The sequence below is a fragment of the Vibrio sp. 10N.239.312.D08 genome, assembly GCF_041466145.1.
Taxonomy (GTDB): Bacteria; Pseudomonadota; Gammaproteobacteria; order Enterobacterales; family Vibrionaceae; genus Vibrio; species Vibrio crassostreae_C.
In genome coordinates, this window is sequence record NZ_JBFSSD010000048.1 from 18,770 (window position 1) to 37,439 (window position 18,670).

An 18,670-nucleotide genomic window follows, 5' to 3' on the forward strand; every position below is an offset into this window, starting at 1 on the left:
TCTGCTAATCAGGTTTAGCGCCTACTGATTTAGTGTGAAATGACTTTAATGCGAGAGTATCAGGCACAAGACGCATACTCTCGAAATGAACAACACAGAGGTGGACACATCGGCATTGATGTCATTCATCTCTGAGCAATAAGAGTAAGTTGAGACAATGAGTAACGAATTTATTTACGGTATTCACGCGGTGAAAGCCGTACTAGAAAAAGATCCTGCACGTTTTATCGAAGCGTATGTATTGAAAGGTCGCCAAGACGAGCGTCTTCTTCCATTACTGAACCAACTGCAACAGTTTGGTGTGTCGATTCAACAGATGGGTCGTAAGCCGTTGGATGAAAAAGCACAAGGTGCGAATCACCAAGGTCTTATTGCTAAGGTGAAGCCTGCTAAGCAGCTTAATGAAACTCACCTAGACGATATCCTAGCGCAGCACGAACAGCCTTTGCTGTTAGTTCTAGACGGCGTAACAGACCCTCATAACCTAGGCGCTTGTCTACGTAACGCGGATGCCGCAGGTGTCGCTGCTGTTATCGTACCTAAAGATCGCTCTTCGCCGTTAACAGCAACGGTAAGCAAGGTTGCATGTGGCGCAGCTGAAACGGTTCCTCTCGTGCGCGTAACCAACCTAGCTCGCACGATGCGTGCACTGCAAGAGCAGGGCGTATGGTTTGTGGGTACGGCAGGTGAAGCAACGCATGATATCTATCAAGCGAAGCTAACGGGTCCTCTTGCGGTAGTTATGGGTGCAGAAGGTGACGGTATGCGTCGTTTAACTCGTGAAACTTGCGATGATCTGATTAAGATTCCAATGGCAGGTAGCGTATCGAGCTTAAATGTCTCTGTGGCGTCGGGTATTTGCCTGTTCGAAGCGGTAAGACAGCGTTTAGCTCAGTAATGCGTTAACGCTGCTTTAAGTCTATGAATTTATTAGCGCTCACCACTTGCTGGTGGGCGTTTCTTTTTAGGCTGTTATAGCAAAATCCATCGGTTTGTCGGATGGCTAGATGGCGACAGAAAAACTGTTTCATTATTCACCAAATAGCGCTTGCCAATACCGGGTTCTTTCTATAACATTTGCCGTCCTTAAAACTCGGTCATTTATCTTTAGTTCCTTGCTTCCTCTGGACGACCGGGCCACTCGTGGAAGCTAATAATCCGTAAGGAGCAACCAAATGCGTCATTACGAAATCGTATTCATGGTTCACCCTGATCAAAGCGAGCAAGTTGCTGGCATGATCGAGCGTTACACTGGTTCTATCACTGAAGCTGGCGGTACTATCCACCGTCTAGAAGACTGGGGTCGTCGTCAAATGGCTTACCCAATCAACAAGCTTCACAAAGCTCACTACGTTCTTATGAACGTTGAAGCTGGTCAAGAAGTGATTGACGAGCTAGAAACTGCTTTCCGTTTCAACGATGCAGTTCTACGTAACATGATCATGCGCACTAAAGGCGCTGTGACTGAGCAATCTATTATGCTTAAGCAAAAAGAAGAGCGTGCAGAGCGTGCTCCTCGTCGCGAAGAGCGTACAGAAGCTAAACCAGAAGCAGCTGCTGAGTAATTCTTTTTTGGCTTAACGCCTTAAAAAATTCTCAACTTGTTTTAGGTCATTGATAGTTATTTCGATAATTGTGAAAGACCGCTTTACTAAATTTAAGATCAGGAGATAGCCCATGGCTCGTTTCTTCCGTCGTCGTAAATTCTGCCGTTTCACTGCAGAAGGCGTACAAGAGATTGACTACAAAGACGTAGCAACTCTTAAAAACTACATCACTGAAGCTGGTAAAATCGTACCTAGCCGTATCACTGGTACAAGCGCTAAGTACCAGCGTCAACTAGCTCGCGCTATCAAGCGTTCTCGTTACCTAGCTCTACTACCGTACACTGACAAGCATCAGTAATCGGTAATAGTTAATAATAGTTTAAGAGGACTAAGATAATGCAAGTTATTCTACTTGATAAGATCGGTAACCTAGGTGGCCTTGGCGACCAAGTAAACGTTAAATCTGGTTACGCTCGTAACTTCCTTATCCCACAGGGTAAAGCAGTTATGGCAACTAAAGACAACGTTGCTATGTTCGAAACTCGTCGTGCTGAACTAGAAGCTAAAGTTGCTGAGCAACTAGCTGCTGCTGAAGCTCGTGCAGAGAGCGTTAACACTCTAGAAGGCGTTACAATCGCTTCTAAAGCTGGTGACGAAGGTAAACTATTCGGTTCTATCGGTACTCGTGACATCGCTGACGCTATTACAGCGGCAGGTGTTGCAGTAGCTAAGAGCGAAGTACGCCTACCTGAAGGCGCTCTACGTAACATCGGCGAATTCGAAGTAAGCATCCAACTTCACTCTGAAGTTTTTGCTACTGCGAAAATCGCTATCGTTGCAGCTGAGTAATTTCAGTACCAAGACGAATTCTTTCTTTTGAAAGTTTTGAACACCAGCTTCGGCTGGTGTTTTTTTATGTCTGGAATATAGGAAAGTACAAGGAAGGGCTACAGTAGGTAAAAAGCTTACGGTGATCCATAAGCTGTTATTGCTGAACAAGTTGTTCTCAAGGTTAGAGGTGGCCTAAGATTAGAACTGGAAGAGCAAGTTGATCGATAGAACAGAGTCTTGTTTGCTTAAGCCTTCAGGCACTTTATCGTGGTACTGGCGAGAGTGAGCGATCTTCAGCGCGATATTGTCAGTAATATCGTTGATGGCTTCTAACTCAGTATCAAACTTTAGGTTACTGTGACCAGAGACAAGCGTCACGTCTGCCTTGAGCTGCAAATTCTTCAACACCTGCCATGACGTATTCACGTTGCCACGGAAAATTGCCTCTTCAACAATCTCTGGGAAGATGATGTCATCATCATCAATCTCATCAAGGTTCGGTTCTTGGTAACGAAAACCTGGTCCCACTTCGACTTCCAACACAAACTCTTCGGTATTCGAAAACTGGTAACCCAGACCACTCGAAATTGTGTAGTCCTTAAAGTAAGCACTGTATCTCGAGTCGACTCCTTTGAAACTGCCGTAAAGGTAGGTTTTAGGGCTTAACTTGTAGTCACTCTGAGCTGAGTAAGTCGATTGCCTTTTATCTTCTTCGCCATCTTTGTAGAGGTTGTAGTATTTCCATTCACCACTGGTTCTATGACGGCCAGCCGTGTACTCACCGTTAAGGCGTGCGTTAAGCGCTCGTGAATCAGAGTTACCAGTATGCGACTGATATCCAAATTCGACCTCAGTCTTTAGTGGGTTAGGCAGTTCTGTATCAGCCGTATCACTTGGTGCGATATCCAACTCTTTTTCTTCAGGTGTCGGTGCAACGACGATCGGCTCAGCTGTAGTTTCTGGTACTACTATAGAGTCGAGAATAGAATCAACAGAGGTATTAGCATCAACAGAGTCTTTAGCATCATCAGCTAAGGCCATCGGAGCGCTCAGGAGACCAGTGCTTAGAAGACCAGTGCTCAGAGCCAATAATTTGGACACGCATACCTCTAGTTATACAGTGAGTGAATGGCAGGATCGTAATGCTACCTTTGGTTAATTCCGTCAGCAATAGGTAAATTCTTCCTGAAGAATAAAACAAACTCATAGGATCGGATTACAAACGGATGTTCTTGGGTATAATGAACGATCATTATTAGTTATTGAGTGTAGTCATAGTGGATACCAAAAGTCAGAAACCAGCCAACGATCGGGTGGACGCCATCAAGGTCCCGCCACATTCATTAGAAGCTGAGCAATCTGTTATTGGCGGTTTGTTATTAGATAACGAACGCTGGGATACAGTTGCCGAAAAGGTTGTGGCCAAAGACTTTTATAGCCGTCCTCACCGTCTGATCTTTGAAGCGGTAAAGGATATCCTTGAAGAAAGTTCTCCTCTGGATCTTATTACACTCTCTGAACATTTAGAGCTGCGTGAGCAACTTGAAGAAGTGGGTGGCTTTGCTTACCTTGCTGACTTAGCGAAAAACACACCAAGTGCCGCAAACATCAATGCGTATGCGGATATCGTAGCGCAACGTGCACTTGTTCGTAGCCTGATTGGTGTCGCGAATGAGATTGCTGATTCTGGTTATGACCCTCAAGGTCGTACTTCGGAAGAGCTGGTTGATCTTGCTGAAAGTAAAGTCTTCGCGATTGCCGAAGGCCGTGCAAGTGAAAACGAAGGTCCACAAAACGTTGATAGCATTCTAGAGAAGACGCTAGAACGTATCGAGATCCTATACAAAACGCCGCAAGATGGTGTGACAGGTGTCGATACTGGCTTCAACGACCTCAACAAGAAAACAGCAGGTCTACAAGGCTCTGACTTAATTATTGTTGCTGCTCGTCCATCGATGGGTAAAACCACATTTGCGATGAACTTGTGTGAAAACGCGGCGATGAAGCAAGACAAACCGGTTTTAATCTTCTCGCTAGAGATGCCAGCCGAACAGCTGATGATGCGTATGCTTGCGTCACTTTCTCGCGTAGACCAAACCAAGATTCGTACTGGTCAGCTAGATGATGAAGATTGGGCTCGTATCTCGTCGAGTATGGGTATTCTTATGGATAAGAAGAATATGTATATCGATGACAGCTCGGGTCTAACGCCAACAGAAGTGCGTTCTCGTGCTCGACGTATCGCTCGTGAACACGATGGTATCTCTATGATCATGATAGATTACCTTCAATTAATGCGTGTACCTTCGTTATCTGATAACCGTACTCTTGAAATCGCCGAGATTTCTCGCTCATTGAAAGCGTTAGCAAAAGAGCTCAACGTTCCGGTTGTGGCACTTTCTCAGCTTAACCGTTCCCTAGAGCAACGTGCTGATAAGCGCCCAGTAAACTCGGATTTGCGTGAATCAGGTTCGATTGAGCAAGATGCCGATTTGATCATGTTCATCTATCGTGATGAGGTTTATAACCCAGATAGTTCCTTGAAAGGCATTGCTGAGATCATCCTTGGTAAGCAACGTAACGGTCCGATCGGTTCTGTTCGTCTTACGTTCCAAGGCCAACACTCCCGATTTGATAACTATGCAGGCCCTGCATTTGATGATGAGTAATCGCTAATGACTTACATGAAAGCGGCGACGGCGAGCATTGACTTAAACGCGCTCGAACATAACCTGAACCAGATAAAGTCGAAGGCTCCTCAGTGCAAGGTCATGTCTGTTGTGAAAGCCAATGGCTACGGACACGGCTTACTGCATATAGCCAAGCATTCAAAAAGCTCTGATGCTTTTGGTGTGGCGCGTATTGAAGAAGCGTTACAACTTCGTGCTGGTGGCATTGTTAAACCTATTTTGTTGCTGGAAGGATTTTACTCTTCGGGCGATTTGCCAATCTTGGTGACCAATAACATTCAAACGGTGGTGCATTGTGAAGAGCAATTAAGCGCGCTAGAGAATGCGGATTTGGAAACACCCGTTGTGGTATGGCTAAAAGTCGACAGTGGTATGCACCGATTAGGTGTTCGCCCTGAGCAATACCAAAACTTTGTTGAGCGTTTGCATCAATGTGCGAATGTTGCCAAACCTCTACGTTACATGAGCCACTTCGGTTGTGCTGATGAACTGGATAGAGCAACCACCGTTGAACAGACAGAGCTTTTCTTGTCGCTTACTGAAGGTTGTGAAGGGGAGCGTTCACTTGCTGCCTCTGCGGGTTTACTCGCTTGGCCAGACAGCCACCTTGATTGGGTTCGTCCGGGAATCATATCTTACGGTGTCTCTCCGTTTGTTGATAAATCAGCGCAAGAGCTTGGATTTTTGCCTGTTATGACCCTGACCTCACACCTAATTGCCGTTCGCGATGTGAAAGCCGGTGAAAGTGTGGGTTATGGCGGAAACTGGACCAGTGAACGTGATACCAAGGTTGGTGTTATCGCGATTGGTTATGGTGATGGTTATCCTCGTACTGCACCTAACGGCACTCCAGTGTTCGTTAACGGTCGAAAAGTACCGATCGCAGGACGTGTATCAATGGACATGCTAACGGTTGATCTAGGCCCTGATGCGGCAGATAAAGTCGGCGATGAAGCGACTCTGTGGGGTAAAGATTTACCTTCAGAAGAAGTGGCTGAACATATCGGCACTATCGCTTACGAGTTAGTCACTAAGCTGACTTCGCGTGTTGCGATGGAATATGTGAAGTAGCTAATGTGAAGTAACTATGGATCTTATAAAGTAAATGATGTTCAAGCGAACGACTCGACACTTAGTGATGTCAGTGATGGCGCTACTTGGTGTCAGCTTTTCTTCCTCTGCTTTGAGTGAAGAAAAAGATTCAGCCTTTGTTCCTTTCTACTTCAGCACCGAAACCATGGGTAACACCTTTGGGGTTGCGGGTGTCGCAAAGGGTGTTTGGCAACCTCAAGCCGCTCTGTTTGGTATGGCACTCTATTCAGACAAAGACAGTTACGTCGGTTTTCTATCGGCTTTTAACTATGCCTTGTCTGAGAACGTATTGTTTAGCACTCAGATGTATCAAGCGCGCTTCAACGACAACCCGTATTACATTGGTTCTCAAGGCGATAATGATTCATCTATCGATGACAAAACCATTGCTGATGGCTTAGAGCAAAACTATCAGTTTGAGTTTAAGTATTTGCTACCTTGGGGCAACGTTGCAGAACACGGTTTACTCGGTGCTTTTCAGCCAATCAAAGATGTGAGCTTTGCTTCGCCAATCGAATCGGGTGTCAGTTCGATTCTATTTACGCCTTTTTATACTGCTCGTGAGTTGGAAGGTTTAAATAATACCGAAGAGGCAACAGGCTTTAGTTTGGCGTTTGATTGGGATAACCGTGATAGCACACGCAACCCGACCAGAGGTTCTCACACTAACCTTGAGTTCACCACTGGCGCAGAGAGTTGGTCTAACGATGACTTGTGGCTTAAGTGGACCTTCCAAAATAGCCAGTACTTTGCTTTAGGTCCTTTAGGGGACTTATTCGATCAACAAGTTTTAGCATTTGATTTCTATACCGCTGACACGCCAACGTGGGATAACTGCTCTGGGCAAGATTGTGCTCGCCCACCAGAAACGGAGCAAGCTCGATTGGGTGGCTTGTATCGTTTACGAGGTTATACCGGAGGTCGTTATCACGGTCGCTCTGCAGTTCATTATTCTGCTGAGTACCGAGTACTTCCTGACTGGCAACCACTTGGCGATATCCCACTGATAAACTACTACGATTTGCCTTGGTGGCAATGGGTAGCGTTTGCTGAATTAGGGCGCGTTGCCGATGAGTACGACATCAAAACACTGCACTCGGACATGAAATGGAGCTTAGGTGGCGCGGTGCGTTTCCAAGTGGAAGGTATTGTTGTACGTGCTGAGTTGGCGCGAGGTGGTGACGAAGGGGCCTTTAGGGTCATGATAAACCAGCCTTTCTAATCTGGTTTACTAACTCGAATATCTCATGTTTTTAAAGGGTGGCACATAACTGTGTCACCCTTTTTTGTTTTCTATCATTATGTTTTTAATAATGTTTTATAGCTGGTTACTTAAGGTTATTCACCTTGAATGGTCGCAATAACCGTACGGCTTCCACCACAATCTCGGTGTTCTCCTAAGTAAATGCCCTGCCATGTTCCTAAAGCTAAACGACCATTGCTAATTGGTATTGTCACACTGGTGCCAAGTGTCGATGCTTTAATGTGGGCAGGCATGTCATCATCACCTTCATAGGTGTGTCTGTAGTAGGGCGCTCGCTCAGGTACAAACTTATTAAAGTGTGATTCCATATCGGTACGGACGGTAGGATCAGCGTTCTCGTTTAGCGTGAGGCTGGCAGAGGTATGTTGGATAAAAAGATGTAATAAACCAACAGATAGAGAATTGATATCGTGTATCTGTTGTTCAATTTCATCAGTAATGAGATGAAATCCACGCTTTCGTGCATTTAGGTGTATAGTCTTCTGAATCCACATACGCCATCCTTTATAATGTATTTGGAAAAAAAGTGGTTTAACGCTATCTTTTGAACTTGAATTTATCAGGTATCGCTCACATTTAATTATGTTAGAGCTAGAGTCTGTACCGATTCTTGTATCAGGAAATCTAATCCTGATTTATCTCAAGGTACAGCTCTTCATATGCGGCATAATACGTCGTGAAAAAAAATTACAAAGAATCTTTCAGTGGTGACGCGGTTTGGTCATCACAGAAAAATATAAACTTTCGCCTAATCGGGGGTTCTATTCATCACCCAGGTGACGTTTAGAATAAAACCTACAGTAACATCGGGATAGATACCATGTTGAAAAATATCAACCCAACGCAAACACAAGCGTGGAAAGCTCTAACGGCACATTTTGAGTCTGCTCAAGATATGGATATGAAAGAGCTGTTTGCTCAAGATGCAAAGCGTTTCGAGAGCTTTTCTACTCGTTTCGGTTCTGACATCTTAGTGGATTACTCTAAGAACCTTATCGATGCTGAAACTATGCAGCACCTATTTGCTCTTGCGGACGAGACTGAAGTTAAGTCTGCAATCGAAGCAATGTTCGGTGGTGATGCAATCAACAAGACTGAAGGTCGTTCAGTACTTCACACTGCTCTACGTAACCGTAGCGACAACCCAGTAATGGTTGATGGCAAAGACGTAATGCCAGCAGTGAACGCAGTACTAGCGAAAATGGAACTGTTCACGCACCGCATCGTTTCTGGTGAGTGGAAAGGTTACACAGGTAAAGAGATCACTGATGTAGTTAACATCGGTATCGGCGGTTCGGACCTTGGTCCATACATGGTGACTGAAGCACTTACGCCATACAAAACTCGCCTGAACATGCACTTCGTTTCTAACGTAGATGGCACTCACATTGTTGAGACACTTAAGCCTCTTAACCCAGAAACAACGTTGTTCCTAGTAGCATCTAAGACATTTACGACTCAAGAAACAATGACGAATGCACACTCTGCTCGTGATTGGTTCCTGGCTGAAGCGGGTGATGACGCACACGTAGCTAAGCACTTCGCAGCGCTATCAACTAACGCAACTTCAGTTGCTGAGTTTGGTATTGATACTGACAACATGTTCGAATTCTGGGACTGGGTTGGTGGTCGTTACTCACTATGGTCTGCAATCGGCCTTTCTATCTCTCTTTCTATCGGCTTCGATAACTTCGCTGAGCTACTAGACGGCGCACACGAGATGGATAACCACTTTGCTTCAACTGAGTTTGAAAGCAACATTCCAGTGATCCTTGCTCTTATTGGTGTTTGGTACAACAACTTCCATGGCGCTGAGTCAGAAGCGATTCTACCTTACGATCAGTACATGCACCGTTTTGCTGCTTACTTCCAGCAAGGTAACATGGAATCAAACGGTAAGTTTGTTGACCGTGAAGGCAACCCAGTAGAATACCAAACAGGTCCTATCATCTGGGGTGAACCTGGTACTAACGGCCAACACGCTTTCTACCAACTGATTCACCAAGGCACTAAGCTGATCCCATCAGACTTTATTGCCCCTGCTATCAGCCACAACCCAGCATCTGATCACCACCAGAAGCTAATGTCTAACTTCTTTGCTCAAACTGAAGCACTAGCATTCGGTAAGACAAAAGAGACAGTGGAAGCTGAATTCCTAGCGGCTGGCAAAACAGCTGAAGAAGTGGCTGAACTTGTACCTTTCAAAGTATTTGAAGGTAACCGTCCAACGAACTCTATTCTTGTTAAGCAAATCAACCCTCGCTCTTTAGGTAACCTAATCGCGATGTACGAGCACAAGATCTTCGTTCAAGGCGTTATCTGGAACATCTTCAGCTTCGACCAATGGGGTGTAGAACTTGGTAAGCAACTAGCAAACCAAATTCTTCCTGAGCTAGCTGACGATGCTCAAGTAACATCTCACGACAGCTCAACTAACGGTCTAATCAACGCATTTAAAGCGCTGAAAGCTTAAGACTGTTTAAGTAACACCAAGTAATAACTGTAAACGCCAACCTTTCGGTTGGCGTTTTTATGTCCGTTGATCTTACGGCAATAAAAAAGGCTGACGTATGTACGTCAGCCTTTCGTTTTTTTATTTACTCGATTGTCTCTATTCGAAACAGATCTCGATGAAGGCGTTCCCCCACTGAGATGTGAAAGGCATGATGATAATAGCACCTTCACATTTATGACGAATGGTGTGGCCTTTACCTGAAACGACGATTGGCGTTGCCATGTCGAAATCAAAGCCGCTTTCTGCAAGAATACGTTTTGCACCACCAGTCACCATATTAGTGATTTCACCCACCATATCGGTCACTTCTTCGTTCAAGCCATTTGGTCGTTCACCCAACATGTTTTCCATGATTTCTAGGGCAAGACCTTCATCAAAAGTGATCGACATTGAGCCGCGAGATTGTGTGCCAACCATACCAATTAGGCCGGATACATCACCACGAGCGATTTCATCTTTCTTAACTCTCGGTTTTTGTGGCTTCAATTCTAGAGAAGCCATCGTTTTTAATACGTTCATCAAAGAAGCTAAAAACGGGTTTACAAATTCAGCGCGCATAATGTTCTTCTATAATCTTATTCTTTCATCTCGGAGGAGCAAGATTGGCAAATGCCATGCGATTCAATGACATGATTCGTCAATTGAAAGCCATGCTTCTCAGCGTTACTGGCGAGTAGGGTGACAAGCGCATCGTCCTGCAGTTCTATCACAGTGCCACATTTATCGCAGATCAGTAGTTGGGAGAAATGTTTATGGGCATTGCAAGAGCAGCAGCATATGAAGCTATTGGTTGACTCAACTCTGTGAATGAAACCTTGCTCCAACAAGAAATCCAAAGCGCGATATACTGTAGGTGGCTTGGCTTGCGGTTCACTGACTTTCAACTGCTCTAATAATTCATAAGCACTGGAGGCTTTTTTATTAGAGAGGATGAGCTCAAACACTCGCTTTCTTTGAGGTGTTAATCTAACGCCTCGCGATGCGCATATCCCTTCAACTTGCTCTATTAATGTGTGGTCCAAATTTTTCACCATTCAATCGGACATCCCTAATCAAACCTTATTTCTAGGTTACTACGTTTTGGGAGCCAATGATTTCTATTAAAGTCAGGTACAGAGCGTATTGTGACCCACGACTTTGAATAAGACAAGGTAACTCAAAATGACAGTGTGACTCAAGGCATAACTGATTAGTGAGGCTGAATTAGAGGTTTGGTGAATAGGTTTAAATAAAAAATGTGAGGTAAAGTTCATATAGCACAAACTGGGCATAGCATTTACAATAGCCGACCTTGCTTTTGCTGGGTATTCCAGCATATTTTTTTGACTCGCTACCAGGGTACTTTACCATGACACATTCATGTAGATTGTCTGTCGCTCCAATGCTCGATTGGACTGACCGCCACTGTCGTTACTTTCACCGTTTGCTATCTCAGCAGACTCTTCTGTACACGGAAATGGTAACAACGGGCGCGATCTTACATGGTAAGGGCGACTTCCTAGAATATAACGAGCAAGAACATCCTCTTGCACTTCAACTCGGTGGTTCAAACCCGGTTGATCTTGCTGCTTGTGCCAAGCTTGCTGGTGAACGCGGTTATGATGAAGTGAATCTTAACGTAGGTTGCCCTTCCGATCGAGTTCAGAACGGTCGCTTTGGTGCTTGCCTAATGGCTGAGCCTGAGCTGGTGGCAGATTGTGTGTCGGCGATGAAAGAAGTCACTGATATTCCAATTACCGTGAAAACGCGTATCGGTATCGATGACCAAGACTCTTATGAGTTTCTAACTAAGTTTGTTTCGACGGTTTCTGAAAAAGGTGGCTGTGAGCAATTTACTATCCATGCGCGTAAAGCGTGGTTGAGTGGCCTGAGTCCGAAAGAGAACCGTGAGATCCCACCTCTAGATTATGATCGTGCATATCAAATCAAGAAAGATTTCTCTGATCTGGTGATTGCCGTGAATGGTGGCGTTACTACTCTTGAGCAAACTAAAGAGCACTTGCAACACCTTGATGGTGTGATGATCGGTCGTGAGGCTTACCATAGCCCGTTTATCTTGGCTGAAGTTGATCAGCAGATCTTTGGTTTAGACACGCCAATTAAGAAGCGCTCACAAGTGGTTGAAGAAATGTACCCGTACATTGAGCGTGAGCTTTCAAATGGTGCAAGCTTAGGACACATCTCTCGTCATATGCTTGGTTTGTTCCAAAGCATGCCGGGCGCAAGACAATGGCGTCGCTACATCAGTGAAAACGCACATAAGAAAGGTGCAGGTATCGAAGTGATGCAGACAGCATTGGCTAAGATCCCTAAAGAGCTAAATGTTTAAGCTCCCTCTAAGTTAAAAACTTAAGGTTAAATTCGCCACTAGAGGCTAAATTTACCACTGTAAGTTTCTGAAAAGCCACGCATGAAGATGTGTGGCTTTTTATTTGTCTGATAAATAAGGGTTTTATTGGTTTGGCACACTTGGTATGGAAGCTGCAATGTTAGAAAGTAGGAAAGATAGGTCATTAACTCATTAGGGAGACCATTATGTTTGAATTAATCTTTGTTCTTATTTTCGTCGCAACTCTACTTGTCACTGGTATCACGTTTATGACGGTATTGGCTGCAACCGGAGTAGCGTTATTAGTCATGTTGGTCTTAGGTATGATGGGGGTCGTGTTTAAGTTACTGCCTTGGTTGATCGTGATTGCAATCGGTGTGTGGTTTTTCAAAAATTTTGTACACAGTTCTAACCAGAGACGTTACTAAGGTCATCGTGCCGTCAAATCTTTACTCGTCAGCGGTTTATCGTTTTAGAATTTAAGATGTGTGGTAGAATTTTCCCCAATAATCTATGAATGTGCATACAATTAGCACTACGATATGGAATTGGAGCTATCTCAAATGAATAAAATGCCATTAATTGCTTTAGTGGGAATGCTATCTTTAAGTTCAGCAGTGTCTGCTGAAGAAGAGTTTTCTTACACGGCTAAAGTCGGTGCCGATATGTGGTGGGGAAGTACAAAGCTAAACGAAGTTAGACAAGATGATGACTCTAACTCACCTTCGTTGTATTTCGCATTTGAGCATAATGCCCCGATGCTACCAAACGCTAGCTTTCGCTATACTTCTGTTGATGCAGATTCATTGGCTTTCGATAAGTACGATTACACCTTCTATTACACGTTGTTAGATCACAAGCTGATGAACTTTGATGCAGGTGTGACGTTCACTCAGTACTCAAACTCTAACTACATTGAGCCTAAAACGAGTACTCAAGCAACCTTTGATGAATTTACTTGGAGCTTCTACGGTAACGCAGAGATCAACGTTCCTGACACCAACTTCGATATCATTGGTACCATCGAGTTTGGTGATAGCAGTGGTATTAAGAGCACTGACTTGATGGCGGGTGTTCAGTACCGAATTCCAGTAGCAGAATCTGAGATTGCCCTGCGTGGTGGTTACCGTGTTATCGATTTAGATTCGGATGAGTTCTTTAGCTCAGAACTAGGCAAGAGCTTTGTCATGGTCGATGGTTGGTTTGCTGGTGCTGAAGTGCGCTTCTAGGCCATATAAAGCAAATTTAGAACGAATTTTAAGAACGCCACTTTATTAAGTGGCGTTTTTTTATATCTATTGGTTACTTGAGTATATATCTTTCTGGAATTAGTTAGCACATTCATCACTTTCGACCATCCTTAATACAGAGAGCCAATTTGCGTCTATTCTTATAAGGTCTATGTAGTGAGGTCAAAGCAAGGGATGGAATATGACACTCAATGAATTGAGAAATTTATATAGAGAAAACCTGTTAGTTGAAGCCATCATAGAGCCCTCAATTCAAGAAGGGTCTTGGGTTGTGGAGTTTCGTCATATGGGTGGTGGCTTCGTTCTGCTTACTGATGTTCATGGTGAAGAATGTCATTACGCGGATTTAGACTTGGCATCTAAGTCGGCAATGGCGGTTGGCTTTCAGCAAGTACGCATTGAAAACCAGTAAGACAATTTACGTTTCAATCGGTTTTTACTTCCAAAAAGTTATAAAACATACTTTTCTATTCTTTCTTGTTATTAAAAGGAGTGGTTAATCTATCGTCACGCAATGATTAGGGATGTCGTGACCATGTCTTTAAATAAGAAAGAGTCTTCACAAAACAATAATGCACAGTCTGGGGCTAATGAGTTACCTGGGCTAGCAGCACCACTTAATGACCAACAATTAGGTCATCTTCAGCAAACTGTTTCTGAACTGTCTTCACAGCAACTGGCATGGGTCAGTGGATACCTTTGGGGAGTGAGCCAAGCTCAGCCTGTCGGTGCTGCTGCGCCAATCGCTCAAGCGGCCGCTGCAGTAGCGGCTAAGCCAGCGGGTAAGCTCAGCATTATCTTCGCTTCTCAAACCGGTAATGCTAAAGGCGTCGCTGAATCGCTCGAGGCAGAAGCAAAAGCCTTAGGTATCGCCGTCGAGCTTTTCGATGCGAGTGATTATAAAGGTAAGAACTTAGCCAAAGAGACACACGTCATTTTTGTGGCTTCAACCAATGGTGAGGGCGAAGCCCCTGATAACGCGATTGAGTTGCATGAATTCCTACAATCGAAGAAAGCGCCAAAATTATCAAACCTACAATACGGTGTGATTGGTTTAGGTGACTCAAGCTATGAGTTCTTCTGCCAAACGGCTAAAGACTTCGATAGCTTCCTCGCTAAGCTTGGTGCGAAATCGTTTGTCGACCGTCTTGATTGTGATGTTGATTACGAAGAATCAGCAACGGAATGGCGCGCTAAAGCATTAGAGCAAGTAAAAGAGACGCTATCGACAGGCACTGAAGCCGATGTGGTTCAATTACCAGTCGGTCAAGCGGCCGCCGGTCATTCGCAATACACCAAACAAAACCCATACACCGCGACACTATTAACCAGTCAAAAGATCACGGGTCGTGACTCGGGTAAAGATGTTCGTCATATCGAGATTGATCTTGATGAGTCGGGCATTACCTACCAACCCGGCGATGCGCTAGGCGTATGGTATGAAAACAGTTCAGAACTCGCAAATCAGATTCTTTCTAAGGTTGGGTTATCGGGTATCGAAAGTGTCGATGTCGATGGTGAGAATCTATCTATCCATAGTGCGCTAGTGAGTAAATTTGAGATTACCACTTCAAACCCTCAACTTGTGACTAAGTTTGCTGAGTTATCGGGCAGCAAGAAGTTAATCAAGCTGGTGGAAGATAAAGACAAGCTTCGTGAATACGCGGGTAATACTCAAGTTGTCGATGTTTTAGCTGAGAAGAAAACTAAGCTATCGGCTGATGAGTTAATTGGCCTGTTACGTAAGCTGACACCGCGTCTCTATTCTATTGCATCAAGCCAAGCAGAAGTAGATGAAGAAGTTCACTTGACGGTTGGTTTGGTTGAATACCAAAAAGGCGAAGAGTCTCGTTTAGGCGGAGCTTCTAGCTTCTTAGCTCAACGTCTTGAAGAGGGTGGTGAAGTGAAGGTGTTTGTTGAGAACAACAATAACTTCAAATTACCACAAGACGACAATACACCAATCATCATGGTCGGCCCGGGTACCGGTATCGCACCGTTCCGCAGTTTTGTTCAAGAGCGTGAAAACAATGATGCTGAAGGAAAAAGCTGGTTGTTCTTTGGTGACCGTACCTTTACTCAAGATTTCTTATACCAAGTTGAATGGCAAAAGTACCTCAAGTCTGGCGCGCTAACTAAGCTCGATGTTGCCTTTAGCCGTGACCAAAAAGAAAAGGTTTATGTTCAGGACCGTTTAATCGAACAAGCAGAGCAGGTGTGGCAATGGCTGCAAGAGGGCGCGTACCTCTATGTCTGTGGCGATGCGACTCGAATGGCTAAAGATGTTCATGAAGCGTTAGTTTCGATAGCGGAAAAGCATGGCAACCAGAGCCGCGAGCAAGCTGAACAATATATTAATGATTTACGTAAAGCGAAACGTTACCAAAGGGATGTGTACTAATGAGCAAGCAAGTAATAGAGCAAGAAGTGCTAGGTCAAGTACTTGGACCTTTGGCTGACAATGAGCGTCTTAAGCGTGAAAGTAATAACCTACGCGGTACGATTGAACAAGATCTCCAAGACCGCATAACAGGTGGCTTTACTGCTGATAACTTTCAGTTGATTCGTTTCCACGGTATGTATCAACAAGACGACCGTGATATTCGTAACGAACGTACCAAACAAAAGCTCGAACCGTTACATAACGTCATGCTTCGTGCTCGTATGCCTGGTGGCATCATTACCCCTAAGCAGTGGTTGGCGATTGATAAGTTCGCAGACGAAAGTACCTCTTACGGTTCAATTCGTCTAACAACTCGTCAAACGTTTCAGTTCCACGGTGTCTTGAAGCCGAACATTAAGTTGATGCACCAAACGCTAAATAGCATTGGCATTGATTCAATTGCGACAGCGGGTGATGTAAACCGAAATGTTCTATGTACGACAAACCCGGTTGAATCTGAACTTCATCAAGAAGCTTACGAGTGGGCGAAAAAGATCAGTGAACATCTATTACCGAAGACTCGTGCTTATGCAGAAATCTGGTTAGATGGTGAAAAACTAGAAACAACGGATGAAGAACCTATCCTTGGTAGCAACTACCTACCGCGTAAGTTCAAGACGACGGTTGTCATTCCTCCGCAAAATGATGTGGACGTCCATGCTAACGATCTTAACTTTGTTGCTATTGCTGAAGACGGAAAGCTGGTGGGCTTTAATGTGTTAGTTGGTGGCGGTTTAGCGATGACACACGGTGATACCTCTACTTATGCACGTAAAGCTGACGACTTTGGTTTTGTGCCATTAGATAAAACGTTAGATGTAGCAGCGGCGGTGGTAACGACTCAGCGTGACTGGGGTAACCGTTCAAACCGTAAGAATGCAAAAACCAAATACACACTAGACCGTGTTGGTATTGATGTATTCAAAGCAGAAGTAGAAAAGCGTGCAGGCGTAGAATTTTCTGAAAGCCGTCCTTATGAGTTTACTGGCCGTGGTGATCGCATTGGTTGGGCGGAAGGCATTGATGGTAAGCACCACTTGGCGTTATTCATCGAGAATGGTCGTTTACTTGATTTTCCGGGTAAAGCTCTGAAAACAGGTGTTGCTGAAATAGCGAAGATCCACAAAGGTGACTTCCGCATGACTGCAAACCAAAACCTAATTGTTGCGGGTGTGTCGACGAGTCAAAAGGCCAAGATTGAAAAACTAGCGCGTCAATATGGCTTGATGGATGATGCTGTTTCAGAGCAACGTAAAAACTCAATGGCGTGTGTGGCTTTCCCAACATGTCCTTTAGCAATGGCAGAAGCTGAGCGCTTTCTTCCTGAGTTTGTAACGGATGTTGAAGACATTCTGAAAAAACATGGATTACCAGAAGAAGATAACATCATCCTTCGAATCACAGGTTGTCCAAACGGTTGTGGTCGTGCAATGTTGGCTGAACTTGGTTTAGTGGGTAAGGCTCCGGGGCGTTACAACATGCACCTAGGTGGCAACAAGGCCGGAACTCGTATCCCTAAGATGTATAAAGAGAACATCACATCAGCTCAGATCTTAGAAGAGATTGATGCGCTGGTGGGACGTTGGGCTACAGAACGCAACGACAAAGAAGGGTTCGGTGATTTTACAATCCGAGCTGGCATCATCGAAGAGGTGATCATTTCCAAGAGGGATCTGCATGCATAATTCTGTCGCTTCAAAATTGAAGTTAGCAGAGCTACTCGCATTGACTAAGACGGAGCAAATACTTCGTCTTGGACAAATCAACGCAGAGTTAGAGCAGCTAACCGCATTAGAAAGAGTTAAGTGGGCTTTAGATAATTTAGAAGGGACACATGTTGTGTCTTCTAGTTTCGGAATCCAAGCAGCATTGATGTTGCACCTAGTGACCCAAGCAAAACCAGATATTCCGGTTATTTTGACTGACACAGGGTATCTATTTCCGGAGACCTATCGCTTTATTGATGAGTTAAGTCAGAAGTTGACTCTAAACCTTCAAGTCTTTCGCGCCCAACAGAGCCCTAATTGGCAAGAAGCGCAATATGGAAAACTTTGGGATCAAGGTATAGAAGGGATAGAGAAGTACAACAAGCTTAATAAAGTTGAACCGATGAGAAGAGCGTTGGATGAGCTCGAGGCTGGGACATGGTTTTCCGGTTTAAGAAGAGAGCAATCTCAATCGCGTGCAAATTTGCCAATCTTATCTATCCAAAATGGTGTGTTTAAATTTTTGCCGGTAATCGATTGGACGAATAAAGATGTTCACTATTACCTAGAAGAGCATGGTCTCGGTTATCACCCGCTTCGAGAGCAGGGTTACCTTTCTGTTGGAGATACACATACAACTAAGAAGTGGGAACCGGGTATGACTGAAGAGGAAACTCGTTTTAATGGGTTGAAACGCGAATGTGGTCTCCATGAAGATGATGGAGAGCAATATGGTTCTGGGATTTAGACTCGTTGCCATTTAAAAAGCTGCCATGAGGCAGCTTTTTTGTTTTCTAGGATGAAAATTAGATCAATTGTGGATAAGTCTGTGGTTATTTTGTAAGTACTCTGTAGTTAAACTTGCACAAATAAGGCTTTGAGTGTTTATTCGCCATGTAATCGTTATTTTTGCATCTTTCTTTAATAAACACTTGCCAATGTGATGAACATCTCTATAATGCCGCCTCACTGACACGGCAGACGCCACAAGGCTTCAGCGAGA

At 44.4% G+C, this 18,670-nt stretch carries 19 protein-coding genes; 15 read left to right on the forward strand and 4 right to left on the reverse strand.

All coding sequences use genetic code 11. The features are described from left to right. The first annotated feature begins 157 nt into the window (after positions 1 to 157). From rlmB to rplI, 4 genes are all read left to right on the forward strand, one after another. Positions 158 to 898: a 23S rRNA (guanosine(2251)-2'-O)-methyltransferase RlmB gene (gene rlmB / locus AB6D58_RS19960; protein WP_017063180.1), complete on the forward strand. Its 741-nt coding sequence runs from the start codon at positions 158 to 160 to the stop codon at positions 896 to 898. A gap of 277 nt (positions 899 to 1,175) precedes the next feature. Beyond that, positions 1,176 to 1,565 (forward strand): 30S ribosomal protein S6, encoded by a 390-nt coding sequence (rpsF, locus tag AB6D58_RS19965; RefSeq protein ID WP_004741278.1) that lies wholly within the window; start codon positions 1,176 to 1,178, stop codon positions 1,563 to 1,565. Between the two features lie 112 nt (positions 1,566 to 1,677). Beyond that, a complete protein-coding gene (gene rpsR, locus AB6D58_RS19970) occupies positions 1,678 to 1,905 on the forward strand; it encodes a 30S ribosomal protein S18 (protein ID WP_000090472.1) in 228 nt (75 codons plus the stop codon). A gap of 38 nt (positions 1,906 to 1,943) precedes the next feature. Next, positions 1,944 to 2,396: a 50S ribosomal protein L9 gene (gene rplI / locus AB6D58_RS19975; RefSeq protein ID WP_010434182.1), complete on the forward strand. Its 453-nt coding sequence runs from the start codon at positions 1,944 to 1,946 to the stop codon at positions 2,394 to 2,396. 180 nt (positions 2,397 to 2,576) lie between these two features. Here rplI and AB6D58_RS19980 read toward each other — a convergent pair whose 3' ends face one another. Next, positions 2,577 to 3,479 carry a DUF481 domain-containing protein gene (locus AB6D58_RS19980; protein ID WP_372158201.1) on the reverse strand — a complete coding sequence of 301 codons (903 nt, stop codon included), beginning with the start codon at positions 3,477 to 3,479 and terminating at the stop codon, positions 2,577 to 2,579. Between the two features lie 176 nt (positions 3,480 to 3,655). Between AB6D58_RS19980 and AB6D58_RS19985 the strand changes: the two genes are divergently transcribed. From AB6D58_RS19985 to AB6D58_RS19995, 3 genes are read left to right on the forward strand one after another with little or no spacing between them, the layout of a single operon-like run. After that, entirely contained in the window at positions 3,656 to 5,047 is a 1,392-nt protein-coding gene (locus AB6D58_RS19985; protein ID WP_372158203.1) for a replicative DNA helicase, read from the forward strand. 6 nt (positions 5,048 to 5,053) lie between these two features. Beyond that, positions 5,054 to 6,139, forward strand: coding sequence for an alanine racemase (gene alr, locus AB6D58_RS19990; protein WP_017065624.1), 1,086 nt, complete (start codon positions 5,054 to 5,056; stop codon positions 6,137 to 6,139). 37 nt (positions 6,140 to 6,176) lie between these two features. Next, positions 6,177 to 7,382, forward strand: a complete 1,206-nt coding sequence (locus AB6D58_RS19995; protein WP_372158211.1) for a BamA/TamA family outer membrane protein — start codon at positions 6,177 to 6,179, stop codon at positions 7,380 to 7,382. Between the two features lie 116 nt (positions 7,383 to 7,498). Here AB6D58_RS19995 and AB6D58_RS20000 read toward each other — a convergent pair whose 3' ends face one another. After that, the gene (locus AB6D58_RS20000; protein ID WP_004735849.1) at positions 7,499 to 7,918 is read right to left on the reverse strand and encodes a secondary thiamine-phosphate synthase enzyme YjbQ; all 420 of its coding nucleotides are present in this window, start codon (positions 7,916 to 7,918) and stop codon (positions 7,499 to 7,501) included. Positions 7,919 to 8,244: 326 nt separating this feature from the next. Between AB6D58_RS20000 and pgi the strand changes: the two genes are divergently transcribed. Then, positions 8,245 to 9,897 (forward strand): glucose-6-phosphate isomerase, encoded by a 1,653-nt coding sequence (gene pgi, locus AB6D58_RS20005; RefSeq protein WP_372158206.1) that lies wholly within the window; start codon positions 8,245 to 8,247, stop codon positions 9,895 to 9,897. Positions 9,898 to 10,035: 138 nt separating this feature from the next. Here pgi and AB6D58_RS20010 read toward each other — a convergent pair whose 3' ends face one another. Both AB6D58_RS20010 and zur read right to left on the reverse strand, forming a co-directional pair. Then, positions 10,036 to 10,497, reverse strand: coding sequence for a chemotaxis protein CheX (locus tag AB6D58_RS20010; protein WP_004735847.1), 462 nt, complete (start codon positions 10,495 to 10,497; stop codon positions 10,036 to 10,038). A gap of 17 nt (positions 10,498 to 10,514) precedes the next feature. After that, positions 10,515 to 10,973, reverse strand: coding sequence for a zinc uptake transcriptional repressor Zur (zur, locus tag AB6D58_RS20015; protein WP_060983108.1), 459 nt, complete (start codon positions 10,971 to 10,973; stop codon positions 10,515 to 10,517). A 314-nt stretch (positions 10,974 to 11,287) separates the two neighbouring features. On the opposite strand from zur, the gene dusA reads away from it, so the two are divergent. From dusA to AB6D58_RS20050, 7 genes are all read left to right on the forward strand, one after another. After that, positions 11,288 to 12,268, forward strand: coding sequence for a tRNA dihydrouridine(20/20a) synthase DusA (gene dusA, locus AB6D58_RS20020; RefSeq protein WP_010434217.1), 981 nt, complete (start codon positions 11,288 to 11,290; stop codon positions 12,266 to 12,268). A 206-nt stretch (positions 12,269 to 12,474) separates the two neighbouring features. Beyond that, positions 12,475 to 12,696 carry an envelope stress response protein PspG gene (pspG, locus tag AB6D58_RS20025; protein WP_017059950.1) on the forward strand — a complete coding sequence of 74 codons (222 nt, stop codon included), beginning with the start codon at positions 12,475 to 12,477 and terminating at the stop codon, positions 12,694 to 12,696. Between the two features lie 135 nt (positions 12,697 to 12,831). Next, entirely contained in the window at positions 12,832 to 13,497 is a 666-nt protein-coding gene (locus AB6D58_RS20030) for a TIGR04219 family outer membrane beta-barrel protein (RefSeq protein ID WP_372110812.1), read from the forward strand. A gap of 202 nt (positions 13,498 to 13,699) precedes the next feature. After that, positions 13,700 to 13,930, forward strand: coding sequence for a hypothetical protein (locus AB6D58_RS20035; RefSeq protein ID WP_004735813.1), 231 nt, complete (start codon positions 13,700 to 13,702; stop codon positions 13,928 to 13,930). 123 nt (positions 13,931 to 14,053) lie between these two features. Next, a complete protein-coding gene (locus AB6D58_RS20040) occupies positions 14,054 to 15,919 on the forward strand; it encodes an assimilatory sulfite reductase (NADPH) flavoprotein subunit (protein ID WP_136981990.1) in 1,866 nt (621 codons plus the stop codon). Beyond that, positions 15,919 to 17,646, forward strand: coding sequence for an assimilatory sulfite reductase (NADPH) hemoprotein subunit (gene cysI, locus AB6D58_RS20045; RefSeq protein ID WP_065584776.1), 1,728 nt, complete (start codon positions 15,919 to 15,921; stop codon positions 17,644 to 17,646). The genes AB6D58_RS20040 and cysI overlap by 1 nt, the downstream gene beginning before the upstream one ends. Then, positions 17,639 to 18,415, forward strand: a complete 777-nt coding sequence (locus tag AB6D58_RS20050; protein ID WP_017059954.1) for a phosphoadenylyl-sulfate reductase — start codon at positions 17,639 to 17,641, stop codon at positions 18,413 to 18,415. The genes cysI and AB6D58_RS20050 overlap by 8 nt, the downstream gene beginning before the upstream one ends. Positions 18,416 to 18,670: the final 255 nt, after the last annotated feature.